Origin of the sequence: Acinetobacter sp. WCHA55 (assembly GCF_002165305.2) — a bacterium.
GTDB lineage: Bacteria > Pseudomonadota > Gammaproteobacteria > Pseudomonadales > Moraxellaceae > Acinetobacter.
In genome coordinates this window covers 337,117-354,207 of record NZ_CP032286.1, presented here as the reverse complement: position 1 = coordinate 354,207, position 17,091 = coordinate 337,117, and the positions used below count along the sequence as shown (strand labels likewise).

The 17,091-nt window shown below is 42.2% G+C and carries 17 protein-coding genes; 8 read left to right on the top strand and 9 right to left on the bottom strand.

Going from position 1 to position 17,091, the window contains the following annotated elements:
- Positions 1–100: 100 nt before the first annotated feature.
- The gene (locus tag CDG62_RS04415; protein WP_087527333.1) at positions 101–400 is read left to right on the top strand and encodes a DUF3817 domain-containing protein; all 300 of its coding nucleotides are present in this window, start codon (positions 101–103) and stop codon (positions 398–400) included.
- A 113-nt stretch (positions 401–513) separates the two neighbouring features.
- Here the strand turns inward: CDG62_RS04415 and CDG62_RS04410 are convergent, their stop codons facing one another.
- Positions 514–1,743, bottom strand: coding sequence for an MFS transporter (locus tag CDG62_RS04410; protein WP_087527332.1), 1,230 nt, complete (start codon positions 1,741–1,743; stop codon positions 514–516).
- A gap of 276 nt (positions 1,744–2,019) precedes the next feature.
- Entirely contained in the window at positions 2,020–3,357 is a 1,338-nt protein-coding gene (locus CDG62_RS04405) for an MFS transporter (RefSeq protein ID WP_087527331.1), read from the bottom strand.
- Positions 3,358–3,792: 435 nt separating this feature from the next.
- On the opposite strand from CDG62_RS04405, the gene CDG62_RS04400 reads away from it, so the two are divergent.
- The gene (locus CDG62_RS04400; RefSeq protein ID WP_162904010.1) at positions 3,793–4,362 is read left to right on the top strand and encodes a LuxR C-terminal-related transcriptional regulator; all 570 of its coding nucleotides are present in this window, start codon (positions 3,793–3,795) and stop codon (positions 4,360–4,362) included.
- Between the two features lie 96 nt (positions 4,363–4,458).
- On the opposite strand, the gene CDG62_RS04395 is transcribed toward CDG62_RS04400, so the two are convergent.
- The gene (locus CDG62_RS04395) at positions 4,459–4,830 is read right to left on the bottom strand and encodes a hypothetical protein (RefSeq protein ID WP_087527330.1); all 372 of its coding nucleotides are present in this window, start codon (positions 4,828–4,830) and stop codon (positions 4,459–4,461) included.
- Positions 4,831–4,970: 140 nt separating this feature from the next.
- The gene (locus CDG62_RS04390; protein WP_086209010.1) at positions 4,971–6,380 is read right to left on the bottom strand and encodes an FAD-binding oxidoreductase; all 1,410 of its coding nucleotides are present in this window, start codon (positions 6,378–6,380) and stop codon (positions 4,971–4,973) included.
- 364 nt (positions 6,381–6,744) lie between these two features.
- Between CDG62_RS04390 and serA the strand changes: the two genes are divergently transcribed.
- The 3 genes from serA (at position 6,745) to CDG62_RS04375 (ending at position 10,041) form a co-directional block, all read left to right on the top strand.
- A complete protein-coding gene (gene serA, locus CDG62_RS04385; RefSeq protein WP_087527329.1) occupies positions 6,745–7,977 on the top strand; it encodes a phosphoglycerate dehydrogenase in 1,233 nt (410 codons plus the stop codon).
- Positions 7,978–8,115: 138 nt separating this feature from the next.
- Positions 8,116–8,991 (top strand): EamA family transporter, encoded by an 876-nt coding sequence (locus tag CDG62_RS04380; RefSeq protein ID WP_087527328.1) that lies wholly within the window; start codon positions 8,116–8,118, stop codon positions 8,989–8,991.
- 177 nt (positions 8,992–9,168) lie between these two features.
- Positions 9,169–10,041, top strand: a complete 873-nt coding sequence (locus CDG62_RS04375) for an EamA family transporter (protein ID WP_087527327.1) — start codon at positions 9,169–9,171, stop codon at positions 10,039–10,041.
- 42 nt (positions 10,042–10,083) lie between these two features.
- Here the strand turns inward: CDG62_RS04375 and CDG62_RS04370 are convergent, their stop codons facing one another.
- The 3 genes from CDG62_RS04370 to truB all read right to left on the bottom strand — a co-directional run bounded on the left by CDG62_RS04370 (position 10,084) and on the right by truB (position 12,406).
- Positions 10,084–10,542, bottom strand: coding sequence for a hemerythrin domain-containing protein (locus tag CDG62_RS04370; RefSeq protein ID WP_087527326.1), 459 nt, complete (start codon positions 10,540–10,542; stop codon positions 10,084–10,086).
- Positions 10,543–10,699: 157 nt separating this feature from the next.
- Positions 10,700–11,467, bottom strand: a complete 768-nt coding sequence (locus tag CDG62_RS04365; RefSeq protein WP_087527325.1) for a sulfite exporter TauE/SafE family protein — start codon at positions 11,465–11,467, stop codon at positions 10,700–10,702.
- 33 nt (positions 11,468–11,500) lie between these two features.
- Positions 11,501–12,406, bottom strand: a complete 906-nt coding sequence (truB, locus tag CDG62_RS04360; RefSeq protein ID WP_087527324.1) for a tRNA pseudouridine(55) synthase TruB — start codon at positions 12,404–12,406, stop codon at positions 11,501–11,503.
- A 154-nt stretch (positions 12,407–12,560) separates the two neighbouring features.
- Here truB and CDG62_RS04355 point away from each other — a divergent pair, with 154 nt between their 5' ends.
- From CDG62_RS04355 to CDG62_RS04345, 3 genes are all read left to right on the top strand, one after another.
- Positions 12,561–13,595, top strand: coding sequence for a lipase secretion chaperone (locus tag CDG62_RS04355; RefSeq protein WP_087527323.1), 1,035 nt, complete (start codon positions 12,561–12,563; stop codon positions 13,593–13,595).
- Between the two features lie 67 nt (positions 13,596–13,662).
- A complete protein-coding gene (locus CDG62_RS04350; RefSeq protein WP_087527322.1) occupies positions 13,663–14,616 on the top strand; it encodes a lipase family alpha/beta hydrolase in 954 nt (317 codons plus the stop codon).
- A 171-nt stretch (positions 14,617–14,787) separates the two neighbouring features.
- Positions 14,788–15,759 (top strand): esterase/lipase family protein, encoded by a 972-nt coding sequence (locus tag CDG62_RS04345; RefSeq protein WP_087527321.1) that lies wholly within the window; start codon positions 14,788–14,790, stop codon positions 15,757–15,759.
- A 60-nt stretch (positions 15,760–15,819) separates the two neighbouring features.
- Here CDG62_RS04345 and rplS read toward each other — a convergent pair whose 3' ends face one another.
- On the bottom strand, positions 15,820–16,191 hold the full coding sequence (rplS, locus tag CDG62_RS04340) for a 50S ribosomal protein L19 (protein ID WP_004974529.1): 372 nt from the start codon (positions 16,189–16,191) through the stop codon (positions 15,820–15,822).
- A 140-nt stretch (positions 16,192–16,331) separates the two neighbouring features.
- A complete protein-coding gene (gene trmD, locus CDG62_RS04335; protein ID WP_087527320.1) occupies positions 16,332–17,072 on the bottom strand; it encodes a tRNA (guanosine(37)-N1)-methyltransferase TrmD in 741 nt (246 codons plus the stop codon).
- Positions 17,073–17,091: the final 19 nt, after the last annotated feature.

Below are 17,091 nucleotides of genomic sequence, written 5' to 3'. Positions count from 1 at the left end.
AAAATGTTTCAATTTGGCCCAAATGGCTCAGCGTCTTAAATAGTTCATTTTTATTTCATTCTTGAGTACACTCGAGCTTCATTCTCATAGATTTTTGACCATGAACATTCAGACATTACGTGTTGTAGGATTTTTAGAAGGGATTTCTTTTTTACTGTTGTTATTTATTGCGATGCCAATGAAATACATCTTTGATAACCCGATCCTTGTCAAATACGTGGGTATGGGGCATGGCGTTTTATTTATCCTGTTTCTCATCGTGCTGTTTGTAGTCTGTGAAAAGCAAAAATGGTCTTTGAAGATGTTTATTTTAGGTCTGATCGCTTCGATTTTACCTTTTGGGCCTTTCGTGTTTGATGCCAAAATTAAAAAATTAGAACCTGAGCAAGCTGAAGCCTAAGTTTAAAAATACTGGCTTTAAAAGGATTATTTAAAGCCGTAATAAAAAAGCGCCCATTCAAATGAATGTGCGCTTTTTTGATGTGAACTTCGCTAAATTCAGCGAATAAAATCTTAGTAAACACCACTTTCAAGACGGCTTTGCATCACTTTTTTCACGGTCACACATGGAAAGCTAAACCATAACGCAATCAAAATGAAGCAGACCAAACTGTAGGCCCAAAGACCAAATGCCACATACGCCATACGCACCAGTTCAATCACGAAGAAAAACGTAAACATCATCAGTACCGAAACGGCTGCGGCAACTGTTCCTTTAGATACTTCAGATGACATCAACGCAAAGCGGTATAACACTGAAAAACTAATACCTTCACCAAAGCTCACCAAAGTCATCCCTACAATCAGTAACGGCAAGAAATAGCTTTGGAAAATCGTGCCGAGCACCACCAACAGCGTACCGATGAACATCAAGGGCAAACCGAGTAACACGGTTTTACCCAGTGCCATTTTGTCGATGACTTTAATCAGCACAATATTACCTAGAATTAGACCACCCAAGACAGGGAACTGCGCCAAGCCGTATTGCATACTGCTCAAGCCAAGTTCCTCGACCAAGATTACGGGTGACAGTGCAATCCACAACATCAATGGCATGGCCACCATAGGCAAACCAAAGGTGAGCGCCAAAAAAGTCTTATTTTTATAGACCGTTTTATAATCATCCCATATATAACGTAGTGGCTTTTTAGGAATACTGTGCTGTGCCGCAGGCATTTTGGCTTTTAAACCAAACCAACTTAAAAAAGCCAAAAAGGCGATGCCAATAAAACCCCAATGCCATGACACATGGTCAATCATAAACGCCCCGACCACAGGACCAAGTAACGGTGCTAGCAAAGAAATATTCGCCATAAGTGCCATGACTTTAATAGCATCACGCTCTTCAAAACTTTCCTGTACTGCGGCATAACCCACCGCAGAAATCATCGACAGCCCAACACCTTGTAAAAAGCGGAGTGCCAAAAAAGACTCAATATTTTGAGTGAGTAAAATTGCAAGGCAGGTCAGCACAAAAAATGCCACACCCGAGAGCAGCACTTTTTTACGGCCTAAACGGTCTGAAAGTGGCCCAAGCAGCCATGCGACACAGGCACCGCCCAGTAAATAAAAGGACATAGACGATGGTGCCCATGCACTGCTGACCCCAAAATCTTGGGCAATGGCGAGCATGGCAGGTTGGACTAAATCATTACCGATATAGACCGAAAATTCGAATAAAACCAATGCCAAAGGAAACATCAATGTGGCACGGCTTAACTTTAAAGTTTGTACGTTTTGCATTGTTATCTACATATAAAATGCGTACAAGCCTGAGCGAAGTCCGTTGGAGGGAGAGACGACTAAGCCCAATGGCAAGCACTGAGAAATTTATTAAATTACGTTTTTTGAATGCGCTGAGATTTCGCGGCTTAATACACCGTATTCACAAGGTGTCTAAGATAGATCAAACGATTTCAGTTGTGAGATTTTTATAACTCAAACTAATACACCCACTAGTTTAAGTGGGTGTATTTTAGCAGTTTATAACTTGAGAAATTGTAATTTTTCTTACAGTCGCTAAGCTGAGATTTCAGTTTTGACTTTTATCGTGTTTGGTTTACGAGTGAGATGATCTGGCTTCATAAAGAAAGAACAAATGATTGCAAATACAGCCATCCCCACAATATAACCAATGATTAAATGCGGGCTACCATCGCCAATACTCAAAAGTTTAGTGGCAATAAGTGGAGCTAAGCCTCCTCCTAGTACACCTGCAAATTGCACAGAAATGGAAATACCACTATAACGAATCTCGGCGGGAAATTGACGGGCAAATAGCTGAGCTTGTGGCGCATACATAATGGGGAAAACCACCCCAATACCTAACACAATTGCCGTCCAAACCAATATTGGGTCTTTGGTCCCCAACATGGTGAAAAATGGATAGCAATATAATGCCAAGATCAAGAGACCAAACATAAACATATTTCGTTGCCCGACTTTATCCGATAAGTGACCACACAATGGCGTCATCACCATAATTAAGCCTGCACCACAAATCGTTGCAAATAAAATATCCTGACGGGGAATTCCTAACTTGGTGGTGGTATAAGCTAGGGCAAATGTAGAAGCAATGTAAAACCAAGCATTTTCTGCTGCGCGGGCAAAAATAATCGTCAACAACTCACGTGGATGATTTTTAAAAACTTGCATAGCAGGTACTTTAATTTCGTGCGCCTGCTCTTTCACTTTTTCGAAGTCAGGTGATTCAGGCACCTTGACACGAATATACCAACCAACTCCTAATAGCAAAATACTGGCAAGGAATGGTAAACGCCATCCCCAACTAAATAAGCTAGCTTCAGGCAATAGAGAAACAGCGCCTAAAGCAAGAGAAGCCAGTAATAAGCCTCCTCCTGCACTGGCCTGAGGCAAACTTCCCCAGAAACCTTTGCCACCTTCGGGTGCATGCTCAACTGCCATCAAAACAGCACCGCCCCACTCCCCCCCCATCGCCATACCTTGAATAAATCGAAGAATGACCAAACAGAAGGTTGCCCAATAACCAATACTTTCATAAGTCGGTAACAGCCCAATCAAAACAGTTGGAATTCCCATCATAATCAAGGTGGTTAACAACATGGTTTTACGACCAATCTTGTCGCCAAAGTGTCCAAAAACAATCCCACCCAGCGGTCGTCCGATAAATCCCACCGCATAAGTGGCGAAAGCTGCTAATACCCCAGTTAAAGGGTCTAAATTGGGGAAAAACAATTTATTAAAAATCAGCGCCGCAGCGGCACCATAAATAAAAAAATCGTACCATTCTATAGTCGTTCCCACCATGCTAGAGATTCCAGCCAAACGGTGAGAAGACTTTTTATGTGGAAGACCCGATCCTTGTATCTGCTCCATATCCACCTCTTGCAATTCTTAGTATTGTCTGCTTTCTGTCACGTTAAAAATCTGTCCTGATTTTTAAACCACGTGACTATAACGATATTGGTTATGATTTCATGCGCTTTAAAGCTATGACGACTCATAACTTTAAGAAAAATATTATAAAAGTGAACTAAAATTCACTAATTTATTAATGTGGATTAATCTTGAAATAGAGTCAATCTACTTAATTACTTAAGTAGTTTTTATGAACTATTTTCTATTTAAATTACATTCACTTAAAAATAAATTGCTGCTTTTTAAGTGCTGATGAAGCACTTAGCCACCCCAATATTTGAATCAGAAACGCATCATTGAAAACAATAGAAAGGATAAAAAGGTCATTTTTTACAATTGCTAATTCAGCACAATTTACTATATTGCTTCATATACTAAGTATGGATACTTATTATGATTCACTATAATAAATTGGCTTTTGATTTTAGCCCTGCACCTATCGTGGTGCTCAGTAATAGGCATATGGTCGAAATGAATCACGCCTTTACTCAGATGTTTGGTTATGAGCGTGAAGAACTTCTTCATCACTCCATTATTAAAATTTTCCCCAGCATTGAAGACTATGAGAAAGTCGGAAATGATGCTTTGCAAAGCCTATTGCAAAAAAATAGCCTGCATTATTCGGATCAACGCTTTATGCAGCATAAAAGTGGAGAAATTTTCTGGACACATACCCATGGACGTACACTCACCCCTGAAGACCCTTTTCAATTGATGGTGTGGCATTTTGAACGTAAAGAACAGCATCCGCTGACCAGTAAACAGAAGTTAACCAAACGCGAGTCTGAGATTACGCAACTCATTGTAAATGGATTAACCTGTAAAGAAATTGCACGAAAACTTTCCTTGTCACATCGTACAGTCGAGGTTCATAAAGCCAATTTAATGAAGAAGCTAGGTGCTCATTCTAAAAGTGAGCTCAGCTCTAAAATTATTATTCAGAATCGACTGACCCATTTTTAAGACGCCATCTTTGCTTGAATAATTCAACATGACCATATGAAAAGGCGTAAACCGAATACGCCTTTCTATCAACAGTAAAAGAAGTATCTATTTCAATCAAGAACACTTTGCTGTTTGGAAGTTTTTGGTGTTTTTACCGCGCGCACATTGGTAAGAGGTTTTCGTCGCGGTTTTTTCCCAGTCGCCACCAACCAATTTAAAGTTATACACAGTACGCACCGACTTCACTGAGTCATCCAACAAACCTGTTTCTGTCACTTTAACTTCTGCCGCAGTCGGGGACTCAACTGTATTAAAGTATTGACGGATCTCAACCGTAGCTAACTCATTGCGCAAATCTGGACGCTCTTTGAGTACCTGAGCCAACGGTGTATCTGACGAACCGACTTTATTTACTAACTCTTTGGTCGTCGCACAGCCTGACAATAATCCCACACATACGGCTGAAGCTAAAATAAGACGCAACATAAAATCCACCCAAAATTCATTATTTATCAGTCCATCATGCCTTTTTTGTGACCATTACACTATTTAGTAAATGTAATTCGGTCCCATCAACCATAAAAAAGCGCATCACGATGAATGCGCTTTTAAAACCCAATTTGAACTTAAAGGTCGAATAATTTACCCGGGTTCATAATGCCGTTTGGATCGAAAACTTGCTTCAAGGCTTTCATATATTCAATCTCTTCCGCCGAACGGGTGTAGTCAAGGTATGGCTTTTTGGTCATGCCGACACCATGTTCCGCAGAAATTGAACCGTCGTATTTTTTCACGGTTTCAAAGACATATTTATTCACCACCTGACATTTGGCAAAGAACTCATCCTTGCTTAAGTCCGCAGGTTTTAAAATATTTAAGTGTAAGTTCCCGTCACCGATATGACCGAACCAACAGATTTCAAAATCTGGATAGTTGCTTGCCACAATGGCATCAATTTCTTTAATAAATGCAGGTACATGCGTAATCAGAACTGAAATATCGTTTTTGTACGGTGTAAATGGTGCAATTGACTCAGAAATGTCTTCACGTAAACGCCATAAGCTTTCCACTTGATCTAGGCTTTGGCTCAATACACCATCCAGCACCCAGCCTTGTTCCATGCAGTGCTCAAAAATTTCCATCGCCTTGTCCATAATTGGCTCAAACGGCGCTTCAAATTCTAACAATACATAGAATGGACATTCGGTTTCAAATGGACGTTGCACATGACCATTTGCCAACACTTTTTGCATTGCTAGTTCACCAAAGAACTCAAATGCAGTCAGGTCAATTTTGGCTTGGAAAGCATGCAGTACAGGCATTACAGCATCAAAATCAGGTACACCCAATACCATTACTTGAAGGTCTTGCGGTTGGCGTTCCAGTTTGATTTCAGCTTCAGTCACTAAGCCCAGTGTGCCTTCACCACCAATGAACAAATGTTGTAGTGCATAACCCGTTGCGTTTTTGATCATGCCTTTGTTTAGACGCAGCACATCACCCTTACCTGTGACTACAGTTAAACCAAGTACCCAGTTACGCGTCATGCCGTATTTAATGACTTTGATACCGCCAGCATTGGTGCCAATGTTTCCACCAATTTGACTCGAACCCGCAGAAGCAAAATCTACAGGGTAGTACATGCCTTGCTCTTCCGCATAGTTTTGCAGCTGTTCAGTCACCACACCTGCTTGGACACGAACCATACGGTCTGCTGGAAAGAATTCCAAGATTTGGTTCATCTTGTCCATGCTCACCACAATTTCACCATTGGCAGCAACTGCACCAGCAGATAAGCCAGTACGACCACCCGATGGTGTAATCGCAACATTAAACTCATTTGCAAGTTTTACAACCGCTTGCACTTGTTCTGTGCTCGATGGAAAAACGATGACTGACGGGTTTGGATCAAAATGTTTGGTATGATCGCGCCCCCAATTTTCAAGGCTATCCGCATCGGTTTTAATGCGGTTTTCACCTACAATTGCTGTCAATTGGGTCAATAACTCTGGGGTTAAAGCGACTGGAGCATTCATCGTTTTCAGACCTTGCAAGAAGTAAACAAGTTGTTTGTGGCGCTAGGGTTCTCTGCATGAAAAGCGCTTCATTTCAGTCTTTCCATGCCCTAAGGCTCAGGCAGTTCGTGAGGATTTAAGCAGCAGTGTGCAACTGGCTTATTTTCACGGAGTCATATTATAAGGCATTTTTTCTGTTTCCCGCAGAAAAAGCTGTTTTATTCATGATACCTTTGAAATGATTAGTTTAATTAGACCAAAAAGCCTTTTTTACGCACTATAGCGACTAAAAATACCCAATAGAGTCTGTATAAAGGAAATGTATATCGGGCGCGGTACGTGCTATTATATCGCCACTAAATTTGGCCTTTGTAGCGGAGCCGTAATGAGCCAACATCTTTCACTTCCTAAAGATAAAATTCGTTTCTTGTTGTTAGAAGGCGTTCACCAAAACGCAATCGACACACTAAATGCTGCCGGATACACCAACATCGACTATCGTAAAACTGCGCTTGAGGGTGAAGCGTTGAAAGAAGCGGTTAAAGATGCACATTTCATTGGTATTCGTTCCCGTACACAACTCACTGAAGAAGTGTTTGAAGCTGCGAATAAATTAATCGCGGTCGGTTGTTTCTGTATTGGTACCAACCAAGTGAACTTAAATGCTGCGATGGTTCGTGGTATTCCAGTATTTAACGCACCATACTCAAATACACGTTCAGTGGCTGAACTTGTACTTGCTGAAGCAATTCTTCTTCTTCGTCGTGTACCTGAAAAATCAACAGATACACATGCAGGCGGTTGGAACAAATCAGCTGTTGGTTCGTTTGAAACGCGTGGTAAAACTTTAGGGATCGTCGGTTACGGTTCAATCGGTTCACAACTTTCTGTACTTGCTGAAAGCATGGGTATGAAAGTGATCTATTTCGACACAGTGACCAAGTTGCCTTTGGGTAATGCACGTCAAGTCGGTTCAATGGGTGAACTTCTTGCAAATGCTGACGTGGTTTCTTTACACGTGCCAGACGTTCCGTCTACACGCAACTTCTTCGGTAAAGACCAATTTGCACAAATGAAAGAAGGTTCAATCTTCATCAATGCTGCACGTGGTACATGCGTACTTATCGAAGATTTAGCAGATGCCTTGAAATCAGGTCATGTTGCTGGTGCTGCGGTTGACGTATTCCCGAAAGAACCGAAAGCCAATGGTGAAGAGTTCGTTTCTCCACTACGTAACATTCCAAACGTGATCTTAACCCCTCACGTGGGTGGTTCAACCATGGAAGCGCAAGCGAACATTGGTTTAGAAGTGGCTGAGAAATTTGTTTCTTATTCAGATAAAGGCATGACTTTATCTGCAGTAAACTTCCCAGAAATCGCTTTACCATTGACTGAAGGCAAACATCGTTTACTTCACATCCATAAAAATGTGCCAGGCGTGTTGTCAAAAATCAACAACTTGTTTGCTGAACACGGCATCAATATCTCAGGTCAGTCTCTCATGACCAAAGGTGATGTTGGTTACTTGGTGATGGATGTAGATGCAACTGCATCTCAAGAAGCTTTAGATACTCTACAAAACGTTGAAGGCACAATCCGCGTTCGCGTATTGTTCTAATTCGACTCTTTTTAAAAACCACAGCTGCCAAGCTGTGGTTTTTTTATTTTTGAATACTTGTTAAAATTTTATGTGCGACCCAAGCACATTCTCCGCTACTTTTTCCAAGTATTCATTTCTCTATCTAGTATTCTAATAATGCCAAATCTAAAAAGTACTCCCCACCTCCAAGCGACCTTTTTATTGCTGATTGCGATGCTCAGCTTGCAAAGTAGTGGTTCATTGGCCAAGGTGCTGTTCGATCAATTTCCCATTTTAACCGTTTCCGCCATGCGCTTGCTGTTGGGATCAATCATTTTGGCCGTATTGTTTAAAATTTGGCAGGTTGATTTTAAGCAAGTTAAATATAAAGCCATCATCAGCTATGGTTTTGCTTTGGCAGGCATGAACCTATTGTTTTATTTATCCATTGCTCGCCTGCCGCTCGGCATTGCAGTGTCGTTTGAGTTTATTGGCCCACTCAGTGTCGCTCTGTTTTATGCCAAACAACGCTTTGACTTTGTTTGGGTCGGGCTGGCTATTTTAGGCTTAGTTTTACTATTTCCTTTCGACCAAGCAGCTCAACCTTTAGACCCGCTTGGGATCGCATTTGCACTGGGTGCAGGTGCATGTTGGGCCTTATATATCGTAGCGGGACAGCGCCCATCGGGTGTTTCGGGCAACCATACCGTGTGCTTAGGTATGTTTGTCGGCATGCTGATATTAATGCCGCTCGCCCTATTCAGTGGTTTACCCACAAATGTGTTTGAACCCTCAAACCTGATCTATTTCGTGGCTTTGGCAGTTTTGGCCAGCGCTTTGCCTTTTAGCTTGGAAATGATTGCACTACGCAATTTAACTGCTTTAAGTTTTGGGACGCTCATGAGTCTTGAGCCTGCTATCGCAGCACTATCTGGTTTTGTCTTTCTAGGCGAGCAACTATTGTGGTCACAGTGGCTTGCGCTCAGCGTGATTATCATGGCATCTATTGGTTGTACCTATACAGCCCAGAAAAACCGAAAAACTGCAGTTTAAACGATCTAATCCAGCGTTTGAATTTAGTTTTTAAATCCAAAGCTATATCAATTACTTTTAAATTCATGTCGTTGCATTAAAAAAATTCAGCTTATTCAGCATCCAACTTGGGTGCTGAATCGTTATACTAATCCACCGTCTTAAAATAACAGGTCGCTATGACCTGATGTGTGCATGATGCCTAATTCCCAACTGATGGCAGTGATGTTCATGGTCTTGTCCATGCTGTCCTATCAAATCAGTGCTTCTTTTGCCAAGCAGTTGATTTCCGTGCTGGATCCCCTCACCGTGGTGACCCTTAGACTGTGCTTTGCCGCAATTTTAATTGTGCTAATGTTCCGCTCATGGAGCATCATTAAACGCCTTCCGCATTTAAAGTGGAAAGATTTACTCAGCTATACAGCAGCCTTATGCCTTATGAATATTTTATTCTACGCTTCGCTGGGTAAACTACCGCAAGGTATTGCCGTTGGTTTAGAGTTTTTAGGCCCTTTAACTTTAGCGCTACTCTCGATCAAGCAACGTCGTGATTATATTTGGGTCGGATTAGCGATTTTAGGCATTGCACTGATGGTGCCGTGGCATCAAGCCAATGCAACCAACTTCTCCTTCTTAGGTGCAGCATTTGCGGTTTCAGCGGGTGCGTGTTGGGCGCTGTATATTTATTTTGGGCAAAAAGTCGTCCGTCAAAATATCGGCATGCATGCCCTCAGTATTGCCATTACGATCTCAGCCTTGGTACTTTTACCCATTAGTGCCACGCATAACCCAACTGCGCTGATGCAGACAGAATACTGGCCCAAAGCCTTATTGATTGCACTACTTGCCACAACCATTCCTTATGCCCTAGACCTCATGGCTTTAAAACGTTTGAGTAAACTCAGCTATGGTACGCTTTCAAGTTTGTCACCAGCTTTAGCAGCCTTAGCAGGTTGGTTACTACTGAAAGAACAAATTAGTATGTGGCAAACGTTGGCGCTGGTTTGCATTATGATTGCCTCTGTTGGTGTTACCTTTAGAGCCAAACTGCAAAGTGATGACGCGCTTTAAATCACAAAAAATGGTACTCGCCATCTTTTGTTTAAAATGAACTTAAACCAAACTGTCTTTTTCAATTTTTTTGTACTTTTTGTACTCCTGCTGATACTGCTTGGCAAGCGCAGTCTTTTGAGCATCGAGTAAAATTTTTCCTGCTTGCTGGAAGAAACCATGCTCTTCTTCTTGTAAGTGATGATGTACGGTTTCCGATAATTTTTTTGCAATTGCCAACCAGCCCGGATTTGAGAATTCTGTCTCCGTCAATTGTTCCAATAACTCATCCATTTTATGGTGTTCTGCCAAAGCATGGCGGGTAATGTTGAGGCCCGAATCAGTCATCATTAAAGGGATATAAAAATAACGGTCTTCTGCCACAGCATGGGCAAATAATTCATTTTTAAGCCGTTCAAACAGCTCACGGCGCTCAGGTGTATCCCCTGAAGTTTGGAGTAGTTGTTCAGCCAAATTTCGTTGTATAACGTGACTTTCTCTTAAGACTTCAAATATATTCATTCTATGCTCCAGTTAAGTTCAACTTAAAATATCATTTTTTATTGAAAAACTTCTTGGCACAGCATTGAGTGCGCTGCATTGATCATAAATGCAATAAACGAGAAATGAGGTCACAGACTACGCGTTTTTTGTAATGAAGTTTTAAAGGGTCGCACCATTACATTAAAAACATTTGATAGCTCAATCTTACAATCAGAATCGTCACCAAAATAAGAAATAAGATACGAATAAAGCCACTACCATATTTCAGCGCCATTTTTACCCCACAAATAGATCCGATCATATTTGCGACCGCCATCGTACCTCCAACAGCAAAGAGCACATGTCCCGAGGGAATAAAAAAGCTTAGTGCAGCAAGATTGGTCATCACATTGCCAATTTTAGCCAGTGCCGCCGCATGTAAAAAATCAACGCGTAAATAGCGAATAAAATAGAAAATAAAGAAACTGCCCGTACCTGGGCCAAACAAACCATCGTAAAAGCCAATGGCTAAACTTCCGATCCCTGCCAGCAGCAAAATTTTAGGTGTCACACGCTGCGCCATATGCACTTGCCCAAATTGTTTCTTCATGAGGGTATATACCGCCATCACAATCAACATGACCAAGACAAAGGGTTGAAGAACTTCTTTTGGAATCATGGCCACACTGGCCGCGCCCCCAAATGAACTGATCGCTGCGCAAACCGCGACTACTGCTAAAAGTTTCCATTCAAAGCGGACTTTACGTGCAAAGGAAACGGCTGAAGTGGCGGTACCCACCACTGCCGCTAATTTGTTGGTGCCAAATAAAGTGGCAGGTGCCATCGACGGAAATGCACTCATCAAAGCGGGAATTTGAATGAGCCCACCACCACCGACGGCAGCGTCAATTGCGCCTGCACAAAAGGCAAAAAAGATCAGACTGATAATAATGTCAATGTCCACGCCTTGTCCTTTTTACCGAGTGATATATTTTGATTATAGATTTAAAACCCGCTTTGGAACCAATCTTTTCTTATCAGTAATTTCAGCCAAGCCTAAGCATTTTTCCCCATCGAAAACCAAGACCTGTGCTTCCGCTGTATACTCAATATTACTTTCCATACCGCGACTAAAGTATTCACTGCGTCCTTCTGGCACTTGTACTTTAGGAAAATGATCTACAGGTGCATACACAGGTAACAACAGTGCTTCGCGCTCTTGTTCAGACAAGCTTTCCAAATACTCAAGGGTATAACTTGGAATCAGATCAAAATGACCCGTTTTAATGCGATGTAAATAAGTCAAATGACCATAAGTACCCAATGCCTTCGCAATATCTTCGCCTAAGACACGAATATATGTGCCTTTCGAGCAGGTAATATCAAGAGTGACACTGTCTACTGTGAATGAAAGCAGCTCAATCGCAGAGATGGTAACTGGACGTGCTTCACGCTCAATCTCAATCCCTTTACGGGCTAGCTCATATAAAGGGCGACCATCTTTCTTCAACGCGGAATACATGGGCGGTACTTGCTGAATATCACCCATAAACTGAGCCAAAACGGATTGAATCAAATCTTCGGTTAACTCAGGTACAGCCTGCTCTAACAACCGTTCGCCTTCTACATCACCTGTGGTGGTACTGTGACCCAGCTGAATGGTGGTTTGATAACGCTTCACCGAGTCCAACAAAAAGTGCGAAAACTTAGTTGCTTCGCCCAAACAAATCGGCAGCAGTCCTGATGCCAATGGATCGAGCGCTCCTGTATGCCCCGCCTTTTGCGCACGGTATAACCAGCGCACTTTTTGCAATGCCGCATTTGAACTGATCCCCAATGGCTTATTTAATAAAAATACACCATTCACGGCACGGCGTTGGATTTTTGAAGCAGATGATTTCATAACATGGACACGTCTTAAAGCTGCCGCAATACTATCAACCGTCTGTCTAGTTTTACAACTTTTCTGTTGTTTATTTGCCCTTTTGTTTCAGAATAAATCGAGTTCAGTCATATGAACGCAATAAAAAATACAATAGGGATGTTAGGCATAGGATATGCAAAAAAAGAAATTATGGCTCATTTTCGCCGTGATCATCGCTGTCATTCTCGGTTTTCTCATCTGGCTTGCACCCAATGCAACGGTCGGATCAAACACCGCACCCATGACCAACAGCTCTGGGCAGAATAGCTCCAATTTACTGTCTGCTGCATCGGACTTGCCACATGCAGCAGGATTAACTTTCGTCAGTGATAGCCAACAAGACACCGAAGTCAATTGCCAACTGGTGCTCGACCAAAGTAATCGCTTAGTTGTAAATGAGCAGACTCGTAATTGTTTTGAATATTTTATTACTCAATATGGGGAAAAAAATATAGATCAGATCAAGCAAGATTTTAAAGCCTATATCCAGCAAGGTTATAAAGAACCTGCCCTTAAACAAATTCTAGATCTTTGGACTCGTTATTTAAATTATCGTGTGCAATTGGGTAGTCTGAAGGAGCCAAACTTAGATAAAGAAGACCCTGAGTACTATCGTAAAATTTTTGCTTCGATGAAAACCCTACGCAGCCAGTTCTTTTCTGACTATGAAATCGAAGGCCTTTTTGGCACCGAAAATACCTACCATGAATATACCTTAGACCGCATGAGCATCATGGCAGATCAGTCCTTAACTGAAGTACAAAAAGCGCAGAAACTGAAAGAGCTGTTTGCTGAACTACCTGAAGATTGGAAGGAAAACTTAGAACAACTCTCCAAACTAGAAGATCTGCGTAAACTGACCTCAGATATTAAAGCGCGTGGCGGCTCTGCCGAAGAAATTCGCCAAATGCGCCAGAATCTTGTCGGTGCCGAAGCGACAGTACGCCTAGAAAAACTCGACCAAGATCGACGCAATTGGAAATCTCGGGTCAATACTTACTTAGAACAACGCGACAACATTCTCAAAAGCAATATGACCCAAGATGCGCAGCAGCAAGCCATTCAAAAACTACGTGATCAACAGTTTAATAATTCACAAGAACAACTTCGACTAGGAGCCTTTGAAACCACATATGACACGGGAGGAAAACTTCCGTTCGCAGATTAAAGCTATACCGTGTTTGACTTTTTCAGGATGAAAAAAAATGTTTATAACGAAAAAAATGATACAAACAATGTCACTCGTAGGTCTGGTTACCAGCCTTGGACTCAGCGCAACCACAGCCACAGCTGGATTACAGACCGTGACTGCAAGCGTAAAAAGTAATTATGCACAAACCAAATATCCATTGCTATTTACCCATGGCATGTTTGGGTTCAGCAGAGTGGGCGTTGCCGAACTTGGGCTAGATTATTGGTATCAAATTTTACCCGACTTGGCTCGAAATGGCGCAACCACCTTTGCAGCACAAATTTCCCCTCTAGAATCAACTGAAGTACGAGGTGAACAGTTACTACAACAAGTTGAAGAGGTTATTGCCCTGACTGGCAAGCCCAAAGTTAATTTGATTGGGCATAGCCATGGTGGACCAACCATTCGCTATGTAGAAGCGGTTAAACCCCAATACGTGGCCTCACTGACAGGTGTAGGAGCAACGTTTAGAGGTTCAAAAGTGGCAGATCAGCTACTTGCTAATCAAGGCGGAACACAACTACTCAGCCTAGCGGCGGATTATATTATAGGCCCTATGCTGGCTTATGGACAAAGTAACCCTGCATTAAAAAGCAATTTAAAGGCATCACTCACCTCAATTAGCGAACAAGGTTCCCTTGTTTTTAATCAGAAATATCCAACAACAGCACTAGCTTCAGACTGTAACAAGAGCGGTGCAACATCCAGCAATGGCGTGTATTATTATTCGTGGACTGGTACGTCTCAAGTCACGAACATTCTCGATGTTGCAGATAGTGCGATCGCACTATTAGGGCCTTTGGCATATGGCCATTTAGACAATGATGGTTTAGTGGCGCGCTGTAGTACACACTTCGGTAAAGTGATCCGTGATAACTATGATTGGAACCATTTAGATGAGGTCAACCAAGTTATGGGGCTACGTGGTCTATTTAGCGCAGACCCAGTTGATGTCTATCGCCAACATGCCAATCGCTTAAAAATGCAAGGACTCTAGTTCTATTTTCCCTTCGAATCTTTAACGTTTCGGAGGGATGCCTCCTAGAATTATCCAGTTACAAACTGTATTTAATTTAATCGGATTTCTCTACGCTCTTCCCCCCTCACCCTTATACTCATTTTTGACAACTTAAATTGTCGTCATAAAAAATAAAAATGAGGATGATCAATGAAATATGGATTATTGATAGCTGGGCTGCTGTCGACCTGCACACTTGCAGCTACACAAACACAAGCAGCTGCTTCACAAATTAAGTCAAACTACGTTACCTCTAGTTATGCAAAAACCAAATATCCTTTGGTTTTTGCACATGGTATGGGGGGCTGGATTCGAGCAGGAACTGATGAACTTGGAGTGGATTATTGGTATCAAATCTTGCCAGATTTAGCCCGTAACGGTGCAAATGCTTGGGCAACACGTGTTTCTCCATTTAACACATCTGAAGTTCGTGGTGAACAACTGCTGCAACAAGTGGATGAAATCTTAGCAATTACAGGAGCACCAAAAGTCAATTTACTCGGACATAGTCACGGTGGACATAGTATTGCTTATGTCTCGAATGTTATGCCCAATAAAATTGCATCTGCAACAGCCATTTCCAGCCCGTTAAAAGGCTCTCCTGTGGCAGATCTGATTATTTCCGCGCAAGGTACGCCACTAGAACAACCGCTGGTGGGCTTAATCAACTTTGGGTCCAAGGCTATTGTTTGGGCACAACAGCAAAATCCAAACTCACTTCCACATGATGCACTCGGTGCTGGTAAAAGTTTAAGTCAAGCTGGATCAAAGGCTTTTGCACAAAAATATCCATTGGGTATGCCAAAAACAAGCTGTGGTGAAGGCTTAGCAAAAGAGAATGGGGTCTATTTTTACTCTTTCTCTGGCAACTCAACATTAACGAACGTGCTTGATCCAGACTCATTATTGGGTGCAACAGGCTTACTCATGCAAGCCCCCAATGATAACGATGGCTTAGTTTCACGTTGTAGTGCCAAATATGGCAAGACCGTGCGTGATAACTATAATTGGAACCATTTAGATGTGATCAACCAGTTCTTTGGTCTACGTGCGATCTTTGCCCCAGATCCTGTAGATGTTTACCGTCAACACGCCAACCGCTTAAAGCTTCAAGGCCTCTAAAGTTTAGGCATAAAAAATGCGCCATTTGGCGCATTTTTTTGCAAATAAGCAAAGTTAAAATTAACCTTGTTTACGAGCTGGTAACTTTTCACGAATACGTGCAGCTTTACCAGACAATTCACGTAGGTAGTAAAGTTTAGCACGACGAACGTCACCACGACGTTTCACTTCGATTTTAGCAACGATTGGAGAGTGAGTTTGGAAAACACGCTCAACACCAACACCGCTAGAAATTTTACGTACTGTGAACGCAGAGTTCAAGCCACGGTTTTTCTTCGCGATTACAACACCTTCAAATGCCTGAAGACGCTCACGGTCACCCTCTTTTACTTTAACCTGAACGATAACTGTATCGCCTGGTGCAAAAGCTGGAATGTCTTGTTTAAGCTGTGCATTTTCAACAGCTTGTACTAAAGGATGCTTACCGCTCATGGGGTATCTCCAATATGTGCGGGTCAGAAGAGGTCTGATATCCGCTGGGTATAGAGGCTAAATCGCATAGACCCGATTATCTTTCTCTTTATGCTTGACCACTTCAATGCACAAAGAGCCTATTAAAAGAATACTCTGAATTAAGTATTCAAATCTGTTAGCCATTTCCTTTGCTGCTTCGTCAACTCCACATTTTCCACCAACTCAGGTCGGCGTTGTTGTGTTCGTTGATAACGCTGCAAAAACCGCCATTTCTCAATATTGGCATGATGTCCCGACTTCAATACTTCAGGGACATCCAAACCTTCAAAATGGTCTGGCTTGGTATATTGTGGGCAGTCCAAAAGACCATCCACAAATGAGTCTTGCACATGAGACTGTTCATCAGACATTGCACCCGGAAGTCTCCGAATAATACTGTCTAATAAAACCATCGCAGGAAGCTCTCCACCCGATAAAACGTAATCCCCTATCGACCATTCCTGATCAACATATTTTTGGATCAAACGTTCATCAACCCCTTCATAACGACCACACAACACAATCAATCCATCATAGTCGACAAACTGTTGCACTGCTGGCTCATTTAAGGTTTTTCCTTGCGGTGACATATACACCACAGGCACATGAACTGCACCTGCTTGCATGGCAAGCTCTTTGGCATGTTGAATTGCTTTTGCCAGAGGCTCAGCCATCATCACCATACCTGGACCACCACCAAATGGACGTTCATCCACTCGTTTGTAGTTGCCCTCAGCATAATCACGAGGATTAATACAAGTCACTTGCACTAACTCATTTTTTGCTGCACGCCCGCTAATACCGTAGGCTGTAATCGCTTCAAACATTTCAGGAAAAAGCGTAATGACTGCAAAAAACATCGCAGACTCCCGTATTCCC

What these genes read in the sequence shown, in the direction of transcription:
- trmD (WP_087527320.1), bottom strand. Translation starts at nt 17,072, where the DNA reads ATGTTTTTTGCAGTCATTACGCTTTTTCCTGAAATGTTTGAAGCGATT.
- CDG62_RS04370 (WP_087527326.1), bottom strand. Translation starts at nt 10,542, where the DNA reads ATGAATATATTTGAAGTCTTAAGAGAAAGTCACGTTATACAACGAAAT.
- CDG62_RS04345 (WP_087527321.1), top strand. Translation starts at nt 14,788, where the DNA reads ATGAAATATGGATTATTGATAGCTGGGCTGCTGTCGACCTGCACACTT.
- CDG62_RS04375 (WP_087527327.1), top strand. Translation starts at nt 9,169, where the DNA reads ATGCCTAATTCCCAACTGATGGCAGTGATGTTCATGGTCTTGTCCATG.
- rplS (WP_004974529.1), bottom strand. Translation starts at nt 16,191, where the DNA reads ATGAGCGGTAAGCATCCTTTAGTACAAGCTGTTGAAAATGCACAGCTT.
- CDG62_RS04415 (WP_087527333.1), top strand. Translation starts at nt 101, where the DNA reads ATGAACATTCAGACATTACGTGTTGTAGGATTTTTAGAAGGGATTTCT.
- truB (WP_087527324.1), bottom strand. Translation starts at nt 12,406, where the DNA reads ATGAAATCATCTGCTTCAAAAATCCAACGCCGTGCCGTGAATGGTGTA.
- serA (WP_087527329.1), top strand. Translation starts at nt 6,745, where the DNA reads ATGAGCCAACATCTTTCACTTCCTAAAGATAAAATTCGTTTCTTGTTG.
- CDG62_RS04400 (WP_162904010.1), top strand. Translation starts at nt 3,793, where the DNA reads ATGATTCACTATAATAAATTGGCTTTTGATTTTAGCCCTGCACCTATC.
- CDG62_RS04380 (WP_087527328.1), top strand. Translation starts at nt 8,116, where the DNA reads ATGCCAAATCTAAAAAGTACTCCCCACCTCCAAGCGACCTTTTTATTG.
- CDG62_RS04355 (WP_087527323.1), top strand. Translation starts at nt 12,561, where the DNA reads ATGCAAAAAAAGAAATTATGGCTCATTTTCGCCGTGATCATCGCTGTC.
- CDG62_RS04390 (WP_086209010.1), bottom strand. Translation starts at nt 6,380, where the DNA reads ATGAATGCTCCAGTCGCTTTAACCCCAGAGTTATTGACCCAATTGACA.
- CDG62_RS04395 (WP_087527330.1), bottom strand. Translation starts at nt 4,830, where the DNA reads ATGTTGCGTCTTATTTTAGCTTCAGCCGTATGTGTGGGATTATTGTCA.
- CDG62_RS04410 (WP_087527332.1), bottom strand. Translation starts at nt 1,743, where the DNA reads ATGCAAAACGTACAAACTTTAAAGTTAAGCCGTGCCACATTGATGTTT.
- CDG62_RS04405 (WP_087527331.1), bottom strand. Translation starts at nt 3,357, where the DNA reads ATGGAGCAGATACAAGGATCGGGTCTTCCACATAAAAAGTCTTCTCAC.
- CDG62_RS04350 (WP_087527322.1), top strand. Translation starts at nt 13,663, where the DNA reads ATGTCACTCGTAGGTCTGGTTACCAGCCTTGGACTCAGCGCAACCACA.